The organism is Oceaniglobus indicus (assembly GCF_002751875.1).
GTDB classification, from domain to species: Bacteria; Pseudomonadota; Alphaproteobacteria; order Rhodobacterales; family Rhodobacteraceae; genus Oceaniglobus; species Oceaniglobus indicus.
This window is the reverse complement of record NZ_NMZM01000007.1, coordinates 154,417-172,815: the sequence shown is the minus strand read 5'-3', so window position 1 is coordinate 172,815 and position 18,399 is coordinate 154,417. Positions and strand designations below refer to the sequence as shown.

General features: G+C 65.8%; 22 protein-coding genes. 9 read left to right on the top strand and 13 right to left on the bottom strand.

Features of this window, described 5'->3' with window-relative positions:
• Positions 1 to 56: 56 nt before the first annotated feature.
• A complete protein-coding gene (locus CFP68_RS12595) occupies positions 57 to 401 on the bottom strand; it encodes a PRC-barrel domain-containing protein (RefSeq protein ID WP_099827285.1) in 345 nt (114 codons plus the stop codon).
• A gap of 92 nt (positions 402 to 493) precedes the next feature.
• A complete protein-coding gene (locus CFP68_RS12590) occupies positions 494 to 1,663 on the bottom strand; it encodes a mandelate racemase/muconate lactonizing enzyme family protein (protein ID WP_099827284.1) in 1,170 nt (389 codons plus the stop codon).
• A gap of 160 nt (positions 1,664 to 1,823) precedes the next feature.
• On the opposite strand from CFP68_RS12590, the gene CFP68_RS12585 reads away from it, so the two are divergent.
• The 3 genes from CFP68_RS12585 (at position 1,824) to CFP68_RS18590 (ending at position 3,617) form a co-directional block, all read left to right on the top strand.
• Positions 1,824 to 2,102 (top strand): glycine zipper domain-containing protein, encoded by a 279-nt coding sequence (locus CFP68_RS12585; RefSeq protein ID WP_099827283.1) that lies wholly within the window; start codon positions 1,824 to 1,826, stop codon positions 2,100 to 2,102.
• Positions 2,103 to 2,248: 146 nt separating this feature from the next.
• Entirely contained in the window at positions 2,249 to 3,484 is a 1,236-nt protein-coding gene (locus CFP68_RS12580; RefSeq protein ID WP_193825229.1) for a formate dehydrogenase subunit gamma, read from the top strand.
• A gap of 1 nt (position 3,485) precedes the next feature.
• The gene (locus tag CFP68_RS18590) at positions 3,486 to 3,617 is read left to right on the top strand and encodes a hypothetical protein (protein WP_277621462.1); all 132 of its coding nucleotides are present in this window, start codon (positions 3,486 to 3,488) and stop codon (positions 3,615 to 3,617) included.
• On the opposite strand, the gene CFP68_RS12575 is transcribed toward CFP68_RS18590, so the two are convergent.
• Genes CFP68_RS12575 through CFP68_RS12545 form a run of 7 tightly spaced genes read right to left on the bottom strand, consistent with a single transcriptional unit; the run spans position 3,614 to position 8,444 of the window.
• Positions 3,614 to 4,624: a LacI family DNA-binding transcriptional regulator gene (locus CFP68_RS12575; protein WP_241524070.1), complete on the bottom strand. Its 1,011-nt coding sequence runs from the start codon at positions 4,622 to 4,624 to the stop codon at positions 3,614 to 3,616. The two genes, CFP68_RS18590 and CFP68_RS12575, sit on opposite strands and share 4 nt — an antisense overlap.
• Positions 4,625 to 4,636: 12 nt before the next feature.
• Positions 4,637 to 4,972 (bottom strand): hypothetical protein, encoded by a 336-nt coding sequence (locus CFP68_RS12570; protein ID WP_099827280.1) that lies wholly within the window; start codon positions 4,970 to 4,972, stop codon positions 4,637 to 4,639.
• On the bottom strand, positions 4,969 to 5,856 hold the full coding sequence (locus CFP68_RS12565; protein WP_099827279.1) for an NAD(P)-dependent oxidoreductase: 888 nt from the start codon (positions 5,854 to 5,856) through the stop codon (positions 4,969 to 4,971). Before CFP68_RS12565 ends, CFP68_RS12570 begins: the two co-directional genes overlap by 4 nt.
• The gene (locus CFP68_RS12560; RefSeq protein ID WP_206601912.1) at positions 5,849 to 6,352 is read right to left on the bottom strand and encodes a gluconokinase; all 504 of its coding nucleotides are present in this window, start codon (positions 6,350 to 6,352) and stop codon (positions 5,849 to 5,851) included. Before CFP68_RS12560 ends, CFP68_RS12565 begins: the two co-directional genes overlap by 8 nt.
• 57 nt (positions 6,353 to 6,409) lie before the next feature.
• Positions 6,410 to 7,225, bottom strand: a complete 816-nt coding sequence (locus CFP68_RS12555) for an iron chelate uptake ABC transporter family permease subunit (RefSeq protein ID WP_193825228.1) — start codon at positions 7,223 to 7,225, stop codon at positions 6,410 to 6,412.
• Entirely contained in the window at positions 7,222 to 7,965 is a 744-nt protein-coding gene (locus CFP68_RS12550) for an ATP-binding cassette domain-containing protein (RefSeq protein WP_099827277.1), read from the bottom strand. Before CFP68_RS12550 ends, CFP68_RS12555 begins: the two co-directional genes overlap by 4 nt.
• On the bottom strand, positions 7,962 to 8,444 hold the full coding sequence (locus tag CFP68_RS12545) for a helix-turn-helix domain-containing protein (protein ID WP_099827276.1): 483 nt from the start codon (positions 8,442 to 8,444) through the stop codon (positions 7,962 to 7,964). The genes CFP68_RS12550 and CFP68_RS12545 overlap by 4 nt, the downstream gene beginning before the upstream one ends.
• 83 nt (positions 8,445 to 8,527) lie before the next feature.
• On the opposite strand from CFP68_RS12545, the gene CFP68_RS12540 reads away from it, so the two are divergent.
• Positions 8,528 to 9,442, top strand: a complete 915-nt coding sequence (locus CFP68_RS12540; RefSeq protein ID WP_099827275.1) for a zinc ABC transporter substrate-binding protein — start codon at positions 8,528 to 8,530, stop codon at positions 9,440 to 9,442.
• A gap of 2 nt (positions 9,443 to 9,444) precedes the next feature.
• Here the strand turns inward: CFP68_RS12540 and CFP68_RS12535 are convergent, their stop codons facing one another.
• Positions 9,445 to 10,101 carry a GntR family transcriptional regulator gene (locus tag CFP68_RS12535; protein ID WP_099827274.1) on the bottom strand — a complete coding sequence of 219 codons (657 nt, stop codon included), beginning with the start codon at positions 10,099 to 10,101 and terminating at the stop codon, positions 9,445 to 9,447.
• Between the two features lie 140 nt (positions 10,102 to 10,241).
• On the opposite strand from CFP68_RS12535, the gene dctP reads away from it, so the two are divergent.
• From dctP to CFP68_RS12510, 5 genes are read left to right on the top strand one after another with little or no spacing between them, the layout of a single operon-like run.
• Positions 10,242 to 11,219 carry a TRAP transporter substrate-binding protein DctP gene (gene dctP / locus CFP68_RS12530; RefSeq protein WP_099827273.1) on the top strand — a complete coding sequence of 326 codons (978 nt, stop codon included), beginning with the start codon at positions 10,242 to 10,244 and terminating at the stop codon, positions 11,217 to 11,219.
• 55 nt (positions 11,220 to 11,274) lie between these two features.
• Complete coding sequence (locus CFP68_RS12525; protein WP_099827272.1) at positions 11,275 to 11,826, top strand: TRAP transporter small permease; 552 nt, start codon at positions 11,275 to 11,277, stop codon at positions 11,824 to 11,826.
• Positions 11,826 to 13,142 (top strand): TRAP transporter large permease, encoded by a 1,317-nt coding sequence (locus CFP68_RS12520; protein WP_099827271.1) that lies wholly within the window; start codon positions 11,826 to 11,828, stop codon positions 13,140 to 13,142. The genes CFP68_RS12525 and CFP68_RS12520 overlap by 1 nt, the downstream gene beginning before the upstream one ends.
• On the top strand, positions 13,139 to 14,383 hold the full coding sequence (locus CFP68_RS12515; RefSeq protein WP_099827270.1) for a malonyl-CoA decarboxylase: 1,245 nt from the start codon (positions 13,139 to 13,141) through the stop codon (positions 14,381 to 14,383). Before CFP68_RS12520 ends, CFP68_RS12515 begins: the two co-directional genes overlap by 4 nt.
• On the top strand, positions 14,380 to 15,891 hold the full coding sequence (locus CFP68_RS12510; protein ID WP_099827269.1) for a malonate--CoA ligase: 1,512 nt from the start codon (positions 14,380 to 14,382) through the stop codon (positions 15,889 to 15,891). Before CFP68_RS12515 ends, CFP68_RS12510 begins: the two co-directional genes overlap by 4 nt.
• A gap of 31 nt (positions 15,892 to 15,922) precedes the next feature.
• Here the strand turns inward: CFP68_RS12510 and CFP68_RS18115 are convergent, their stop codons facing one another.
• The 3 genes from CFP68_RS18115 to CFP68_RS12500 all read right to left on the bottom strand — a co-directional run bounded on the left by CFP68_RS18115 (position 15,923) and on the right by CFP68_RS12500 (position 18,347).
• Positions 15,923 to 16,093, bottom strand: a complete 171-nt coding sequence (locus CFP68_RS18115; RefSeq protein ID WP_158234169.1) for a hypothetical protein — start codon at positions 16,091 to 16,093, stop codon at positions 15,923 to 15,925.
• A gap of 103 nt (positions 16,094 to 16,196) precedes the next feature.
• A complete protein-coding gene (gene denD, locus CFP68_RS12505) occupies positions 16,197 to 17,180 on the bottom strand; it encodes a D-erythronate dehydrogenase (protein ID WP_099827268.1) in 984 nt (327 codons plus the stop codon).
• 69 nt (positions 17,181 to 17,249) lie between these two features.
• Positions 17,250 to 18,347, bottom strand: a complete 1,098-nt coding sequence (locus CFP68_RS12500) for a mandelate racemase/muconate lactonizing enzyme family protein (RefSeq protein WP_099827267.1) — start codon at positions 18,345 to 18,347, stop codon at positions 17,250 to 17,252.
• Positions 18,348 to 18,399: the final 52 nt, after the last annotated feature.

The window sequence follows — 18,399 nt, the reverse complement described above, 5'->3', positions numbered from 1 at the left end:
AAAGGCCGGGGCGTTCTTCGTTTCAAGCGCCGGTCAGGCGACGCGATCAGACGGTGTCAGTCGTCCCATTTGGGAAGCTGTTCCAATTGTTCTTCGGTCATGTCGACGCGGATCTCGCCGTTCACGATCTGGATGTCGTCCAGCATCATGACGATGTCTTCGTCACCGAGACCCAGGAACCCCTCGGTTTCGATCACCACGGCGCCAACCTTGCCATCGGGGCCGATCAACACGCTTTCGACTTCGCCGATCTTGTCGCCGGTCGCGCCGATCACGTCCATTTCGTCAAGCTCGACATAGCCCTGAAGCGTGGTCACGGTCGCGGTTTGAGCGACCGAAACGGCAGGCACGGCAAGAGCGGCGGCGATGGCGGCGGCCGAGAGGGTCTTTGCAAGGGTCATGGTATGCTCCTTCAATCTGTTTCACCGCCTCAACCCGGCGGCCGGGATAATGTTCCGCACTGCGGCGAAAGCCCGCGGCGGGGCGGCGCCGATCACGTGTTCCAGGCGTAATGCGCAAGGAAGGCACGGTCCGGCTCGACGCCCAGGCCCGGCCCGTCGGGCACCGCGACGGTGCCGCCCGACGCCTTCACCTGTCCCTGGATGTCCAGCGGTTCGGCCAGCAACTCGTCGCGGAAACGGTTGTCGGTGGTGTCGAATTCCAGCATCGGCTCCCACGGGTTCAGGCCACCCGGCAGCGGCGGCATGGCGGCCAGAAGTTGCAGGTTCACCGCCACCGCCACTGCCGATCCCCAGACATGGTTCACCACCGGCGTGAAATGGGCGTGGCACAGGGCCAGCACCCGCAGGTATTCGCTGACGCCGCCCAGGGCGCAGACCTCGGGCTGGGCGATGTCGAGGCCGCGGTTCTCCAGGATCGCGCGCCATCCCCAGCGGTTGAACTCCGCCTCGCCGCCCGAAATGTTCACCCGCAGACCGGCGCGCAATTCGCGGTAGCCGTCCAGATCCTCGGGCGCGACCGGTTCCTCGAACCAGTAGAACTCCATCTCGTCCAGCGCGCGACCGACATGGAAGGCGTCGGCCGTGGTATAGCAATGATTGGCGTCGGCCATGATGCGAAACCCGTCACCCGCGCCATCGCGCACGGCGCGGGCCAGTTTGATGTCGTCGCGCGGGCCAAGCCCCAGCTTCATCTTCGTGGCAACGAATCCCATGTCCCGGATCGCCGCCGCCTCGTCCGCGAAGCGCGCGACGTGATCGGCCACGCTTTCGCGTTTCAGCATCATGCCATAGCCATAGGCCGGAACCCGGGTGCGGTGCGCGCCACCGATCAGCTTGTGCAGCGGCAGCCCCGCCACCTTGCCGGCGATGTCCCAAAGCGCGATATCAACCCCCGACAACGCCTGCAGCGGCATCCCCTTCTGGCCGTGATCGCGGGTCAGGTTATAGACGCGATGCCAAAGAACATCGCGGTCCAGGGGGTCGGCGCCGAGGATCATCGGGGCGATCACCTTTTCGACGATCGCCGCATTGGCCACCGCGATGGCACCCGGCCCGAAACATTCACCCCACCCGGTGATGCCCTCGTCGGTGCTGACTTCGACGATGTGGGCGGTGCGGCGCGCGTAGTATTGCTGCGAATATCCCAGTTCCTCGGGCAATTCGTATTGCAGCACGTGACTTTTGACGCTGGTGATCTTCATGGCGACGAAATCCCTGTAAATCTTGCGAAAAGCGGCGTGAAACCGGCAAATCCCCGCCGCATGCTATGGCTAATCCTGATGAAATGTCATTTCCAAATTGCAGACGGGAACCGAACGTATATCCTGTGGTTGGATATGTGCGTTATTTTTGGAGAGTCCCATGAAGAAGATCCTGCTTGCCCTGCCCCTCGTTGCGCTTGTCGCGGGATGCAACACCTATAATACCGGTCCGAACACCAACGCGACCCTTGGCGGCGGTGCGGCTGGTGCCGCGCTGGGCGCCGCGATCGCCGATGACGGCGACCGGTTCGAAGGCGCGCTGATCGGCGGCGCGCTGGGTGCTGCCGCTGGCAACCTGATCGGACGCGCGCAGAACCGTCCGGGCCAGTGCATCTATCGCAACTCGGCCGGTCAGCAGTATTACGCCGCCTGCCCGTAACCGATCCGGCCTCACGGCCCATTGCATCACGCCGCGTCCGGACACCGGGCGCGGCGTTTTCCTTTTTGCGCCTTGGCTCCCGTGACGGCTTTTCAGGTCTGGCGCGCTGGTCTAGGATCGTGAAATCGTTGGGGAGGTGGTTGGCCATGTTGCGTATCGTCGGTTTCATGCAGGTTATGTGCCTGCTTCTGTTCGCTTCTCTGGCGCAGGCCCAGAATGTCCGCCCGCCCGGCGCCGATGCCCCGCTCGACATTCGCGCGGGCACCGGTGGCGCACAGACCTTGCAGGACATCCTGGCCCGACAGAAGGGTCTGACGATCAACAACGACTTCCGCAAGACGCCGACCGACCTGCCCTCGCCCGACGTCGGCGCGCTGGGCACGCGGGGTGGCGCGTCGGATGCCGACCTGTGGCGTGGCGTGCGCTTTGACACCGTTGACATGCGCACCCAGGTGAACGGCCCGGCCACCGACGTGCTGGTGCAGGACACCGGTATGTGGTGGCTCGAGGTGCGGCGCGGGCCATTGCCGCGCTATGGCCTGTATCTTCTGGGCGGCACGCTGGCCGTGCTGGCGCTGTTCTTCCTGATCCGGGGCCGGATCCGCATCGAGGGGCCGATCACCGGCCGCACCCTTCTGCGCTTTACCGGGATCGAGCGGTTCGCACATTGGCTGTTGGCCGCGTCCTTCATCCTGTTGGGGTTGACCGGCCTGTTCTCGCTGTTCGGCCGCAAGGTGCTGATCCCGACCTTCGGTCACGATAGCTTTGCATCCGCGGCGGCGGTCACGAAATGGCTGCATGACAGCGTATCGTGGGCCTTCATGCTGGCGTTGATCCTGATCTTCGTCTTCTGGGTCATCCACAACCTGCCCGACCGCACCGACCTGAACTGGCTGGCCAAGGGCGGCGGCCTTGTGGGCAGCGCGCACCCGCCCGCCAAGAAGTTCAACGCCGGTCAGAAGCTGATCTTCTGGTCGGTCGTGATCTTCGGCACATCGATTTCGGTGTCGGGGCTGTCGCTTCTGTTTCCGTTCGAATTGCACCTGTTCGCCCCCACCTTCGCCCTGCTGAACGATTGGGGTGTGGCGGGTTGGTTCGGCCAGGCACCGTTCCCCGCCGATCTGACCCCGCAAGAGGAAATGGCCTATGCCCAGCTTTGGCATGCGATCCTGGCCTTTGTCCTGACGGCCATCATCTTTGGCCACATCTATATCGGCACCCTGGGCATGGAAGGCGCGTTCGACGCCATGGGTTCGGGTGAGGTGGAGGAGGAATGGGCCCGCGAACACCACAGCATCTGGGCGGCCGAAGAGATCGCCCGCCGCGACGCCCCTGCCGCACCGCGTCACACTAATGCGCCCGTCCTGCCGAAAGGGGCCTGAGATGAAAGCCTTCCTGCTGTCCCTCGTCGCGCTGATCGTGATCGCGTTCGGGATGAATTACGGGTTGAACACCTATGCCGGGTTCTCGGCGGCCGAGCGCACGACAGTCGGGCACAGCGTCAGGCTGGACTAGCGCGCGGGGGTCGATCCGCCGATGACCAGCCTGGGCGTGACCTCGATCCGCTGAAACGGCTGGTCCATGGTGTCGCGCGCCAGGATCAGGCGCGCGGCGGCCGCCCCGATGGCGGACGGGAATGGGTCGATCGTGGTCAGGGTCGGCACGCAGACCGAAGCGATCTCATAGGCGCCGAAGCCGGCGACGGCCATGTCATCGGGCACCCGCACCCCGGCCCGCGCACAGGCCGAAAGCGCGCCGAAGGCCGACAGGTCGGACACACAGATCACCGCCTGGGTGTCGGGCATCTCGACCAGGAGGCGCGCCATGGCGTCGGCCCCCTGGCGCATCGATATCGGTGGCGCACCCATGCCGATCAGCCGGTCGGCCGCAAGACCGCGCCGTGCCATGGCCGCCAGGAACCCGCGCTTTCGATCCGCGCCGCGCGTGTCCTGGTTCGTGTCGCCGCCGACAAAGGCAATACGGTGCAACCCGCGCGACGTGAGGTGCTGCACCATCATTTCCATCGTCGCGGCGTTCGAAAAGCCTACCACGTGGCCGAGCGGTTCATCCGGCAGATCCCAGGTCTCGATCACCGGGATCGCGGCCTTGGCCAGCATGTCGCGGCAGTGCGCGGTGTGGCTGCCGCCGGTCAGAACAACGGCCTCGGGGCGGCGGCGCAGCAACTGGCCGACCAGCCGTTCCTCCTGCGCGACATCGTAACCCGTCGCGCCCAGCAGCACCTGAAGGCCCTCGGCCCCCAGTGCCCGCGACAGCGCGCCGACCATATCGGCGAAGTTGGCGTTGTTCAGCGTCGGCACCGTGACCGCGATAAAGCCCGTGCGTTGCAGGCGCAGGTTGGCCGCCGTCGCATCGAACACATAGCCCAGATCGCGGGCCGCCGCGCCCACGCGGGCGCGGGCCTCGGCGCTGACCGACCCGCCGTCCTTCATCGCGCGGCTGACGGTCATCACCGACACGCCGGCCGCGCGCGCGACATCCTTCATGGTCGGAGGGCGGGGCATCAGCGCACCTTGTCAGCCGGCCGCATACTCCGACATTTCCGTAACGTGGTGGTGGATGCGCCCATCGAAGCATTCGGCGACGATTTCGCCGGTTATTTCGCGCGACTGGGCACGGAACGGGCTTTCCAGCGCGCGCGCCATGGCGTCGCGGTCGGGATAGGTGATGGCCAGGATCAACGGAAACTCGGGCGCACCTTCGTCGCGCTCCTCTCCGAACATCACGCGCACTTCGGATGCGCCGGGAAACTGACGCCAGAGCGGCACCAGCCGGTCGGTGACGGCGGCACGGAAGGTATCGGTCTTGCCGTCTTTCAAAGTCCCTTCGAACAGGGCGAAACGGGTGATCATGGCAGGTTTTCCTTGTTGGGTCCGGTAAAGAATTCCATCAGCGCCGCCTGATCCTCGCCACCCCATCCCGCCGCCGTCATCTGGCGGTGGATTTCGGCGCAGATCGCGGTCAGCGGCATCGGCGTATGTGTGGCGCGGGCCAGATCCTGCGCGCCGTTCAGATCCTTGACCATGTTGTCGATCCGCCCGGTGCGCCGGTAATCCTTCGCGACATAGCGCGGCATGTATTCCTGCAGGATCGCGCTGTCGGCACGCCCGCCCTTCAGCGCCTCGGGGATCTTCGCGGCGTCCACCCCGGCGTCCAGCGCCAGCTGCGTCGCCTCGGCCACGGCGAGAAAGTTCAGACCGCACAGCACCTGGTTGATCAGCTTGGTGGTCTGCCCGGCCCCCGCCGGCCCCATGTGTGTGATGTTCGCGGCGACATGGGACAGCACGCGCCGCGCGTCCGCGACATCCGCCGCCGCGCCACCCAGCATCAGCGTCAGCTCTCCTGTCGCCGCCTTGGGCGCGCCGCCCGACAGGGGTGCGTCGACCCAGCGCAGACCGGCCTGCGTGGCCCGTTCGGCCAGCGCCCGCGTCGCGGCGGGATCGATCGACGACATGTCGATAATCAATGTGCCTTGCGCCGCGCCCGCGGCCACGCCGGCGTCGCCGAACACGGCCGCCTCGACGATGCGGGGGGCATTCAGGCTGGTGATCACGACGCCGGCCCGCGCCGCCGCCTCGGACGCCGAAGGGGCGGCGGCAGCCCCGAGATCGACCAGCGCCTGTACCTTGTCGCGGTCCAAGTCGAACACATGCAGCGGCACGCCGCACGACACCAGCCGCGCGCCGATGGCGCCGCCCATGGCCCCTGCCCCGATCAGCGCGACGGGATCAGTCATGGCGCGCTCCGATCCGGCGGACGAATTCGGCGACAATACCTTGGGGCGGCTGGTCGATGTCCACCGCGATCGCGGCCTCGTCGGCGCCGGGGGGCTCCAGCGCGGCAAACTGGCTGTCCAGAAGCGAGGTCGGCATGAAGTGCCCCTCGCGCGCGGCCATCCGGTCCTCGATCACCGCGCGTTCGCCCGTGAGATGCAGGAACACCACCGGCCCGCCCACCGCCGCGCGGATCCGGTCGCGATAGCTGCGTTTCAGGGCAGAGCACCCGATCAGCAGGTCGCCGTCGGCCGGAGCGCCCAGGCGTTGGCCGACCAGATCCAGCCAGGGCCAGCGGTCATCGTCGTTCAGGGGTTCGCCACGCGACATCTTGGCGATGTTCGACGGGGGATGCAGGTCGTCACCATCGACGTATTCACCACCCAGCGCGTCGGCCAGCGCCGCACCGATGCTGCTTTTGCCCGATCCGGCCACCCCCATTATCACGTAACGACCCATGCCTGCCCCCCTGTGGCGTTATTGTGCAAATCTTTATGTTATCGTTACCAAAAGCTGTCAAGTTTCAGACCCGCCGCCCACCGCCCGCCCCAGTGCGTTGACCACGGTCGCCAGGGCGAAACACCCCGCCGCAACGCAGACGATGGTCGGCCCCGTGGGCGTGTCGAAGCGGAACGCCGCCGCCAGCCCGGCCAGGGCAGCAAAGGCGCCGATCGCCGTCGCCAGGATCGCCATGCCTTCCGGCGTGCGCGCGAACGGGCGCGCGGTGGCGGCCGGGATCACCAGAAGCGCACCGATCAGCAAGACGCCGACCACCTTGATCGCCACCGCCACGACCAACGCCAGCGACAGCGTCAGCACCAGTTGTTCGCGACGCGGATCGATCCCCGCCGCCTGTGCCAGATCGCCGTTCAACGTCGACAGCAACAGCGGCGACCAGCGCCAGCCGATCAGCGCCAGCACCGCCAGCGCGCCGCCCCAGATCACCGCCACGTCGCCCCAGCCCACGGCCAGGATATCCCCGAACAGATAGGCCATCAGATCCAGCCGCGCGCCGGTCAGGAACGATGCCGCGACCAGCCCGAACGCCAGCGCCGAATGGGCGAGAACCCCCAGCAGGGTGTCCATGGCCAGCCCGCGGTTGCCCAGTCCCGACACCGCCACCGCCATCAGCAGCGCCACCACCAGCGCGCCGAAGAACACCGACCACGACAGCGCCAGCGCCAGCGCGACACCAAGGATCGCGGCATGGGCGGTTGCATCGCCGAAATAGGCCATGCGCCGCCAGACCACAAAACACCCCATGGGCGCCGCGGCAACCGCAACCCCCACCCCGGCCAGCGCCGCGCGGATCAGGAAGGCATCCAGGATCATAGCGTTCCCCCGTGGTCGTGGGCGTGACTGCAATCGTGCCCGTGATCGTGTTCGTGACGATAGAGCGCCAGCGCGCCCTTGGTGCCGGTGCCGAACAGCGCCCGGTATTCGGGCGCGGACGCGACCACCTCGGGGTGGCCTTCGCAACAGATGTGACCGTTCAGACAGATGACGCGGTCGGACGCGCTCATCACCACGTGCAATTCGTGGCTGACCATCAGGATGCCACAGCCGATGTCGCGCCGGACTTCTTCGATCTGTTGATAGAAACTGGCCGATCCGCGCTGGTCCAGGCCCTGGGTCGCCTCGTCCAACAGCAACAGGTCAGGCTTGTCCAGGATCGCGCGCGCCAGCAGAACGCGCTGGAACTGTCCGCCCGACAGGTCCGCCATCTGGCGCGTCCCCAGATCCGGCAAACCCGCCTGCGCCAGGGCCGCGGCAAGCGCGTCGCGCCCGACGCGGTTGGGCAATCCCAGGAACCGCGCCACCGTGATCGGCAGCGTGGCATCGATGTGCAGGCTTTGCGGCACATATCCGATGCGCAGCCCGCCGGCGCGCCGCACCCGTCCGGCATGGGGTTTCAACGCCCCGACCAGAACCCGCAGCAGGGTCGATTTGCCCGACCCGTTCGGCCCGACGATCGTCACGATCTCGCCCCGCGCGACATCCATGTCGATGCCCTGAAGCACGGTGCGCCCGCCGATGCGCACATCGACGCCGCGCAGGGAAATCAGGCTCATGCGGGGGATCCTTCGACACAGTTGGGGCACAGGCCCTCGGCCTCGACCATCGTGCGTTCGATCACGAACCCCTGGGCGCGCGCCGAGGCGTTCAACCCCTCGGGCGCCGGCGCCCCCCGCGCTTCGGAGACCGACGCACAGGCGCGACAGATCAGGAACGCGGGCGAATGATCGACGCCAGGATGGGCACAGGCGGCAAAGGCGTTCAGCCGTTCGATGCGGTGGGCAAACCCTTGGCGCACAAGGAAATCCAGCGCACGATAGGCCACGGGCGGCTGCGCGCCGCGCCCCTCGGCCCGCAGGGCATCAAGGATGTCATAGGCCCCCATCGCGCGGTGTTCGGCCAGCAACAGTTCGAGCACGCGGCGCCGGATCGCGGTGAACTGCACCCCGCGTTCGGCGGACAGGCGCGCGGCGGTGTCCACCGCATCGCGGATGCAGGCATGGTGGTCGTGATGTTCGAAGGCCTGACGCGTCATGGCGTTCCCCCACAGATTTTCCACTTGATATGTTATATCATCCTGATTATCCAGCCCCTGTTATATCATTACATGAGGCGCCGATGAACAAACTTCTTTCCGTGCTGCTTTTCCCGCTTGGCACCGCCATGGCACAGGCCGCGCCCCCCGCCGTGGTGGCCGATATCGCGCCGGTTCACAGCCTGGTGTCACAGGTCATGGCGGGGGTGGGCACGCCGAGCCTGCTGATCCGGCCGGGGGCGTCGCCGCACGATTATGCCATGCGCCCGTCAGATGCGCGGGCGCTGAACGCGGCGCAGATCGTGGTCTGGGTGGGGCCGGAACTGACGCCGCAACTGGACACCCAGATCGACACCCTGGCTGGCGGGGCCGTATCGGTGGCGCTTCTCGATCAACCCGGAACGTTGCGCCTTGCGGTGCGCGACGCGCCCGGTTTCGCGCCACACGACCACGACGACCACGTCGGGCATGACGATCATGATCACGGCGCCATCGACCCCCACGCCTGGCTGGACCCCGACAATGCGCGGGTCTGGCTGGATGCGATCGCGCAGGCGCTGGCCGACGCCGATCCCGACAATGCCGACGCCTACCGCGCGAATGCAGCCGACAGCGCCGCGCGCATTGACGCGCTCGAAGACGACATCGTGACGTTGACGGATCCCGTGCGCAGCGGATCGCACATCGTGTTCCATGACGCCTATCAGTATTTCGAACACCGATTCGATCTGCCTGCCGCCGGCGCGATCTCGCTTTCCGATGCCTCGGATCCCAGCCCGTCGCGCATCGCGGCGCTGCGGCAACGCATCGCGGCAGACGACATCCGCTGCGCCCTGTCGGAACCGCAGTTCAACGCCGGGCTGGTTGACGCTGTGTTCGAGGGCACGGACGCGCGCAGCGCGGTGATCGACCCGCTGGGCAGCGCGCTGACACCCGGCGCCGACCTGTACGGCGATCTGTTGCGCGGCGTCGCCCGGTCGTTCGCCGACTGCCGCTGAGATCACTCGGCGGCGGCGCGCAGGCTGGCCATCAGGTGGTGAAACTTCTCGCCCTGTATGGCGACGTGGCCGCGCAAGAGGTCGGCGGCGCGGCCCGCGTCGCCGGCCGTCAGGGCGGCGACAATGTCTTCGTGTTCGGCCATCGATTGCGACATGCGCCCCCGCAGGCGCAGTTGCATCCGGCGATAGGGTTTCAGCCGCCGGTGCAGGCGTCCAACCTCCTGTTGCAGGAAGGCGCTGCCGGATTGTTCATAGATAACATGATGGAACCGTTCGTTTTCAACGTAATAGAGATCGGCATTGCCTTCTGACAGCGCGGCGCGGCAGTTGTCGTTCGCCGCCTCCAGCACGGCCAACGCCGCATCGCTGATGCGCAGCGCGGCAAGACGACCGGCCAGCGCCTCGAACTCCGCCATCACTTCGAACATCTCGACCAGTTCGACGGGCCCGGGGCGGCGGACGAACACGCCGCGGCGCGGAATCTGTTCGATCAGACCCGACTGGGCCAGCCGCTGAAACGCCTCGCGCACGGGGGTGCGCGAGACGGAAAACCGCTCGGCCAGGCGGATCTCGTCCAGCCTTTCGCCCTCGGCGAAATCGCCGCTCAGGATCATGTCCTCCAGGGCTTCGGCAATGGTGTTGGCGCGTTGGCTTTTCATGACGTGACGATAGGGTCGGCCCATCGGAAATGCAATTCTGCCTTTCTTGCATACAGGAATGTTGACACAGCATACCGATCACCTAACCTGACCAAACCCCGGCCCGCAGAGGCCCGGCACAGAGAATTTGGGAGGATTCGATGAATAAAGTGTTTCTGGGCACCGTGGCCGCTTTCGGCCTTGCCACGACGGCGGGCGCCACCGAACTGCGCCTGTCCCATCAGTGGAGCGACAATGACGTGCGCCACAAGGTTGCGCAGATGGTGGCGGATGAGGTCGCCGCCGCCGACGTCGACCTTGATATCAAGATCTTCGGCTCGCAATCCCTGTTCAAGGCGCGCGAGCAATACATCCCCCTGTCCCGCGGCCAGTTGGACATGACGGTGCTGCCGCTGTCATATGCCGGTGGTCAGCAGCCGGCCTATAACCTGACGCTGATGCCGGGACTGGTGAAGAACCACGACCACGCCGCGCGCCTGACGGATTCGCCCTTCATGGACGAGCTGGAAAAGATCATGGCCGGTGACGACGTGATGGTGCTGGTGCATGGCTATCTGGCGGGCGGCTTTGCCGGCAAGGACGGCTGCGCCACCTCGCCCGAGGAACTGGAGGGCAAGCAGACCCGCGCCGCAGGCAAGGCGTTCGAGCAGATGCTGGCGGGGGCCGGCGCGTCGATCGCATCCATGGCATCGTCCGAGATCTACAACGCCATGCAGACCGGCGTTCTGGACGCGGCGAACACGTCGTCGTCGTCGTTCGTCAGCTATCGCATCTATGAACAGGTCGCCTGCTATACGCCGCCGGGCGATTATGCGCTGTGGTTCATGTATCAGCCGCTTTTGATGAACAAGACCACGTTCGAGGGGCTGACCCCCGAACAGCAGGACGCCCTGATTGCGGCATCCGAAAAGGCCCAGGCGTTCTATCTGGACGAAGCCAAGGCCGAGGACGGCAATTCGCGCGAGGTCTTTGCCGAGGCGGGCGTCGAGATCGACGACATGACCGAGGCCGAGTTCAAGGCGTGGCAGAAGCTGGCCGCCGAAACGTCCTACAAGGAGTTCGCGGCCTCGACGCCCGATGGCCAGAAGCTGCTGGACCTGGCGCTGGCGGTCGAGTGATCGCCCCGGGGGCGGTCGTCGGCCGCCCCGTTTTCCCTGACGACGAGGACAGCAGATGGCGGCCCAAAGCCCCGGCATTCCCCATGCCCGCCACGGCGGCAACCCGTTTCTGAAAGCGGTCGGCGCGATCTCCACCCTTGCGGGCTGGACGGCGGCGGCGATGATTGTTGCTGCCGTTGCAATTACTTGTCAGATGATCTTCATTCGGTTCGTTCTGAACGGATCGACAATCTGGCAGACCGAAATGGTCGTTTACCTGATGATCGCGGCAACGTTGATCGGCCTGCCGTATGTGCAGCATCTGCGCGGTCACGTGAACGTCGATCTGGTGCCGATGGCCCTGCCGATGGCGGCGCGCCGGGCGCTGGCCTTTGTCACGCTGACGGCGGGCGCGGCGATCATCGCGGTCATGCTGTGGTATGGCTTCGAATTCTGGCTGTTCGCGTGGGAGCGGGGCTGGAAATCGGACACCGTCTGGGGTGTGCCACTGTGGAAAGCCTATCTGTCGCTGCCGGTCGGCCTTGCCCTCATGCTGTTGCAACTGATCGCCGATATCGTGGCCCTGGCGTTGCGCATCGAAACCCCTTTCGGATTGGATGACGCCTGATGGATCCGCTGCTTCTGGGGGCGCTGGTCGCCTTTGCCACCATCGCCGTGCTGTTTTCCGGCGTCTCGGTCGCCATCGGGTTGCTGATCGTGTCGGCGGGGTTCCTCGTGGTGTTCGACGGCGCGCGGTCGCTGCAACTGATGCCGGAAATCCTGTTCGCCGACCTGAACAACTTCACCCTGCTGTCGATCCCGATGTTCATCATCATGGGCGCGTCCATCGCCTCGACCCGGGCGGGCGCCGATCTGTATGAGGCGCTGGAACGCTGGCTGACGCGGATTCCCGGCGGGCTGGTCATATCCAACCTTGGCGCCTGCGCGCTTTTCGCGGCGATGTCGGGCTCGTCGCCCGCCACCTGTGCGGCCATCGGCAAGATGGGCATCCCCGAGATGCGCAAGCGCGGCTATCCCGACGGTGTGGCCGCCGGTTCGATCGCGGCGGGCGGCACGCTGGGCATCCTGATTCCGCCGTCGGTGACGATGATCGTCTATGGCATCGCCACCGAAACCAGCATCGGGCGGCTGTTCCTCGCGGGTGTGTTTCCCGGCCTTCTGCTGGTCACGCTGTTCATGGCATGGTCGATCTTTGCCACTTGGCGTTCCGGCGATGCGCGGGTCCTGGCCTTCACCCCTTACAGCTGGAAACAGAAGTTCGAGATCCTGCCCCGCGTGCTGCCGTTCCTGCTGATCATCCTCGGCGTGCTTTACGCCATGTATGGCGGCATCGCCACGCCATCGGAAACCGCCGCCATCGGCGCGCTTTTGTGCCTGACGGTCGCCGTCGTGATCTATAAACTCTGGAGCCCGGCGGCCCTGTGGACCGTGCTGCGTGACAGCACCCGCGAATCGGTGATGATCCTGTTCATCATCGCGGCGGCCGGCGTGTTTTCGTACATGCTGTCGTCGCTGTTCATCACCCAATCGGTGGCGGCATGGATCGCGGATCTGGACGTGAACCGCTGGGTTCTGATGGCGATCATCAACGTGTTCCTGCTGATCGCGGGGTTCTTCCTGCCCCCCGTCGCGGTGATCCTGATGGCGGCGCCGATCCTGATGCCGATCATCACGGCGTCGGGGTTCGATCCGATCTGGTTCGCGGTAATCCTGACGATCAACCTTGAAATCGGCCTGATCACGCCACCCGTGGGCCTGAACCTCTATGTCATCAACGGCATCGCGCCCGACATCAAGCTGAAGACGATCCTCTGGGGGTCGATGCCCTATGTGCTGTGCATGGTGGCCGCGATCATCATCCTGTGTGTCTTTCCCGGCATCGCCACATGGCTGCCCGACGCGGTGATGGGCACGGCGATATGAGCGTTCTGGGCGACATGCTGGGCACTCTGCTGCAACGGCGCGAGGTGCCGGGGGGGGCACGGGTCGAACGGGGCGATCTGGCCGGCCTGTGCGACGAGTTGCTGGGCACCACCGGCGAAATCTCGGGCCTGGTTCTGGCGCGCGAGATCCTTGAGCGATACGCAGCTCTCGACGAGGCCGGGAAGATCGCGTTTTTCGGCCACCTGGTCCGCGCCCTGGGCATTGATCCCGCCCGCGTGCGCGCCACGCTGGAGCAGTATGAGAACGCACCCGACGGCGCCACCTATCGCGCCTTCGCCATTGCCGCCGAACCCCGCCGTCAGGAGCTGGTGCGCCGGCTGAACGCCCTGCCCGGCGCCACCGCGCGGCTGGTGTCGATGCGCGCCGATCTTCTGGCGCTGTTGCCCAGGCACCCCGATCTTGCGCCGCTTGACGTCGATTTCTGCCACCTGCTGTCGTCGTGGTTCAACCGTGGCTTTCTGTTGCTGCAACCGGTGGATTGGGAATCGCCGGCTGTCCTGTTGGAAAAGATCGTGGCCTATGAAGCGGTCCATGCCATCGACAGCTGGGACGACCTGCGCCGCCGCCTGTATCCCGCCGACCGGCGCTGTTTCGCGTTCTTCCATCCCGCCATGCCGGGTGATCCGCTGATTTTCGTGGAAATCGCGCTGACCCGGGGGATTCCCGGCTCGATCCAGTCGGTGCTGGCCGAAGACCGGGCGCCGCTGGCGGCCGAGGATGCGGATACGGCGGTGTTCTATTCGATCTCGAACTGTCAGGCGGGGCTGGCCGGAATATCGTTCGGCAATTCGCTGATCAAGCAGGTCGTCGCGGATCTGTCGGCCAGCCTGCCGGGGCTGAAGACCTTCGTCACCCTGTCGCCGGTTCCCGGTCTGATGCGCTGGATCGGCGACGGCGACCGGCCCGCCGACCTGCGTCCCCTCGCTGCGCACTATCTTCTGGATGCCAAGCGCGACGACGGTCAGCCGCTGGATCCGGTTGCGCGCTTTCACCTTGGCAACGGCGCGTCGGTGCATCGACTGCATGCCGACGCCGACACATCGCCGCGCGGGCAACGGCAATCCGGCGGCGTGATGGTGAATTATGCCTATGACCCCGCGAAGATCTCGCAGAATCACGAAGGGTTCGCCAAAAGCGGCACGATCGCCGCCACCTCCGAGGTTCGCAAGCTGGCCCAGCAGGTCAAGGCGCCCCCCAACTCCGAAAGATCGAAAGCATGAGCAATACACTCTACGATGCGCTGTTCGGCTGTCATGCGGGCCGCGACGCGCCGTTTCTGCATCTCGCCGATGGCAGCGCCGTTTCCTACGATGCCTTCCTGAAAACCGCGGCACGGTTCGCGCACGCCTTGCGGGCCTGCGGCGTAAGCCCCGGCGACCGCATCGCCGTCCAGATCGAAAAGTCGCCCGAGGCGCTGGCGCTCTATGCGGCGGCGGTTCAGTGCGGCGCGATCTTCCTGCCGCTGAACACCGGCTATACCGGGGGCGAGCTGGCGTATTTCATCGAGGACAGCGGTGCGAGGCTGGTGGTGTGCGACGCCGGCCGTTCCGACGCGCTGGCCGATCTGGCACGTGCCGCGGGTGCCGAACTAAGAACCTTGAACGCGGAGGGCACCGGCACCCTTGCCGATACCGCCGCCGGCCAACCCGACAGCTTCGACACGACGCCGCGCGCGCCCGACGACCTGGCGGCGTTTCTCTATACCTCGGGCACCACCGGGCGCTCGAAGGGCGCGATGCTGAGCCATGACAACCTGCTGTCCAATGCCCGCGCGCTGCACGGCGCCTGGCGATGGAGCGGCGACGACGTGTTGCTGCACGCCCTGCCGATCTTTCACACCCATGGCCTGTTCGTCGCCACCAACCTGACCTTGCTGGCCGGGGGCGCGATGATCTTCCTGCCCAGGTTCGATCCCGATGCGATGATCGCCGCGCTGCCGCGGGCCACGACGATGATGGGGGTGCCGACCTTCTATACCCGGCTGCTGGACGATCCGCGCTTCACCCGCGATCTGACGGCGCACATGCGGCTGTTCATCTCAGGTTCGGCCCCGCTTCTGGCCGAAACCCACCGGCGGTTTTCCGACCGCACCGGCCACGCGATCCTGGAACGCTATGGCATGACCGAAACCAACATGAACACCTCGAACCCCTATGACGGCGAACGCCGGCCGGGCACGGTCGGCTTTCCGCTGCCGGGGGTCGAGCTGAAGATCACCGATCCCAAGACCGACGCCACCCTGCCCCGGGGCGAGGTCGGCCGGATCGAGGTGCGCGGCCCGAACGTGTTCCAGGGGTATTGGCAGATGCCCGAAAAGACCGCCGAGGAGCTGCGCGCCGACGGCTTCTTCATCACCGGCGATCTCGGGCGGATCGATTCGGACGGGTATGTCCACATCGTCGGGCGCGACAAGGATCTGATCATCTCGGGCGGCTACAACATCTATCCCAAGGAGATCGAGGTCGTGATCGACGATCAGCCGGGGGTGATGGAATCGGCCGTGATCGGCGTGCCGCATCCGGATTTCGGTGAAACGGTCTTGGCGCTCATCGTGCCGGAAAACGGCGAAACACCTGATCTGGATGCGATCCGCGCGGCGCTGTCGCGCGATCTGGCGCGCTTCAAGCAACCGCGCGACATCTTTGTGATCGACGCGCTACCGCGCAATACCATGGGCAAGGTACAAAAAAAGGCGCTGCGCGAGAAATACGCAGACACCTTTCTCTGAAAATCAGCGAAGACCGTGAACCTTGTGCCGGTTACGCCTTGATCTCGCCCTCGGCCTCGGACGTGCCCTCGACCGGCTCGGCCTTGGGCGGCCGTGGCGCCTGGCGCCCGAATTGACGGTTTCTGGGCCGGGTTCCCGGCGTTGCGGGTTTGGCAAGAAATTCGGCGAGGTCGAATTGCGGCTTCATCGAAAACATCGTCATCGGATTTATCCCCCGTTCCGGCGCGGTCTGCCGCACAGGTATATCCTATATAGGGTGTCGGCCCCCGAATTGTAAGCAAGATGGAGGCCGACAGGGCCGAAACCTAAAGAGATCCGCCAAGTTCGTCCTCGATATGGACACGAATGATCTGCTCGAACGACGTTTCGGCGGTGAAGCCCAGCGCCTTGGCCCGTTCGGGGGCGAAATCGCGCGCCCAGCCGTCGACGATCTTCATGATCTTTTCATCGGGAACATGCTTGATGAGGTCGACGGCCTTCTGGCCCGCCACCGCGCGCAGCGCCTCGATCTGTTCGGCAACCGTGGCCGAAAGGCCCGGCATGTTCAGACAGCGGCGATGGTCCAGACCGGCGGTGTCCATGGTTGCGGCATGGATCAGGAAACCGACGGCAGAACGGGGGCTGGCGTGCCAGTGACGGACGGTATCGGGCACCGGGAGGATCGCTTCCTGCCCCACCAGCGGTTCACGCAGGATGTTCGAAAAGAAGCCCGACGCCGCAAGGTTCGGCTTGCCCGGACGGATGCAGATGGTGGGCAGGCGGATGCCGACGCCATCAAAGATGCCCTTGCGGGAATAATCGTTCAGGAACAGCTCGCCCATGGCCTTTTGCGCGCCATAGGAGGTCTGGGGCGTGCGGTGGAATTCATCGCCGATCTGCGCCGGGAACGGGGCGCCGAACACCGCGATGGACGAGGTGAAGACCATGCGCGGCATCCAGTCCTCGCGCTCGCCCTCGGCGCGGATGGCGTCGAACAGGTTGCGCGTGCCGTCCAGGTTGATGCGGTATCCCTTGTCCAGATCCTGTTCCGCCTCGCCCGACACGATGGCGGCGAGGTGGAAGATGATGTCGGGGCGCAGGGCCGCCAGGGTTTCGGCAACGCCATCGGCCGACAGATCGGCGACATGGGTGTCCACCTGGCCGTCGTATCCGGCCGGTGCCGTCGGTTCGATCACGTCCACAAGGGTCATCCGGTCGACCGGCTGACCTTTCAGGCCCCCGTCGGCCACGACCCGTTCGATCAGCTTGCGCCCCACCATTCCGGCAGCGCCGATCACCATGATATGCATGTTCTTCCCCTTGCTTGGTTCGCGCGCAACCTACGACCGCGGCCGCGCGGGGGCCAGTGGATTTCGCACTCAGGCGGGGGGGTTGTCGGCCGCGTTCAGCAGATCCCAGTCGAAGGTGACGCCGGTGCCGGGCACATCGGGTGCCACCGCGCGGCCGTCTTCGATCACCAGCGGGCGGGTGGTGTAGGTGTCGATGGGAAAGGAATGAACCTCGATCCAGCCGGCGCCGCCCTGCCCCGCGACCAGCGAACAATGCAGCTCCTGCATGCCGTGGCTGCACACCGTCAGCCCGGCGCGCTTGCCCAGATCGGCCGCGGCCAGCCAGCCGGAGATGCCACCGCAGTTCGACGCATCGGGTTGCAGGAACGTCAGGCGGGCCCGGTCACAGGCATACTGAAATTCGTGAATCGTATGCAGGTTCTCGCCCATGGCCAGAGGCAGGTCGGTGGCGGCGGCAATCCGGGCATAGCCGTCGTAATCGTCCGGAATCGTGGGCTCCTCGAACCAGAACAGATCATAGGGGGCGAAGGCACGGGCGGCCTTGATCGCCTGATCGACCGACATCGAATAGTTGGCATCGACCATGAATGTCACATCCGGCCCGATCAGATCGCGCACGGCCGCGATGCGTTCGACGTCTTCGGCCAGGGTCGGCTGGCCGATCTTGATCTTCACGCCCGTCGCACCCTGCGCCAGGTATCCGCGCACCGATTCGAGCAGCTTGGGCAGGGGAAACCCCAGGTCGATGCCGCCGAAATAGGCCTGGCACGTCTGCCCCGCACCGCCCGCCATCTGCCACAGCGCGCGGCCTTCGGATTTGCCCTTCAGATCCCACAGGGCGATGTCGATGGCGGAAATCGCGAACGATGCGATGCCGCCCCGCGCGACGTAATGCACGTGCCATTGCATCGCGTCATACAGGGCGGCGATATCCGCGGCGTCCTTGCCGATCAGGAACGGCGCCAGATCATGCGCGACCATGGCGCGGATCGCATGGCCGCCCTTGCCGCCGGTATAGGTGTATCCGGTGCCCTCGCGCCCGTCATCGGTGCGGATGGTTACGGTGACCAGCTGGAAATGCGTGTGATCGCCATGCTTGGCATCCACCAGCACCTCGGCGAGCGGAACATGGAACAAGCGGCAATCGACGGCAGAGATGACGGGCATGACATATCCTCTTGTGCGGCGCCTTCACAATGCGCACCTAGCACCCCGCGCG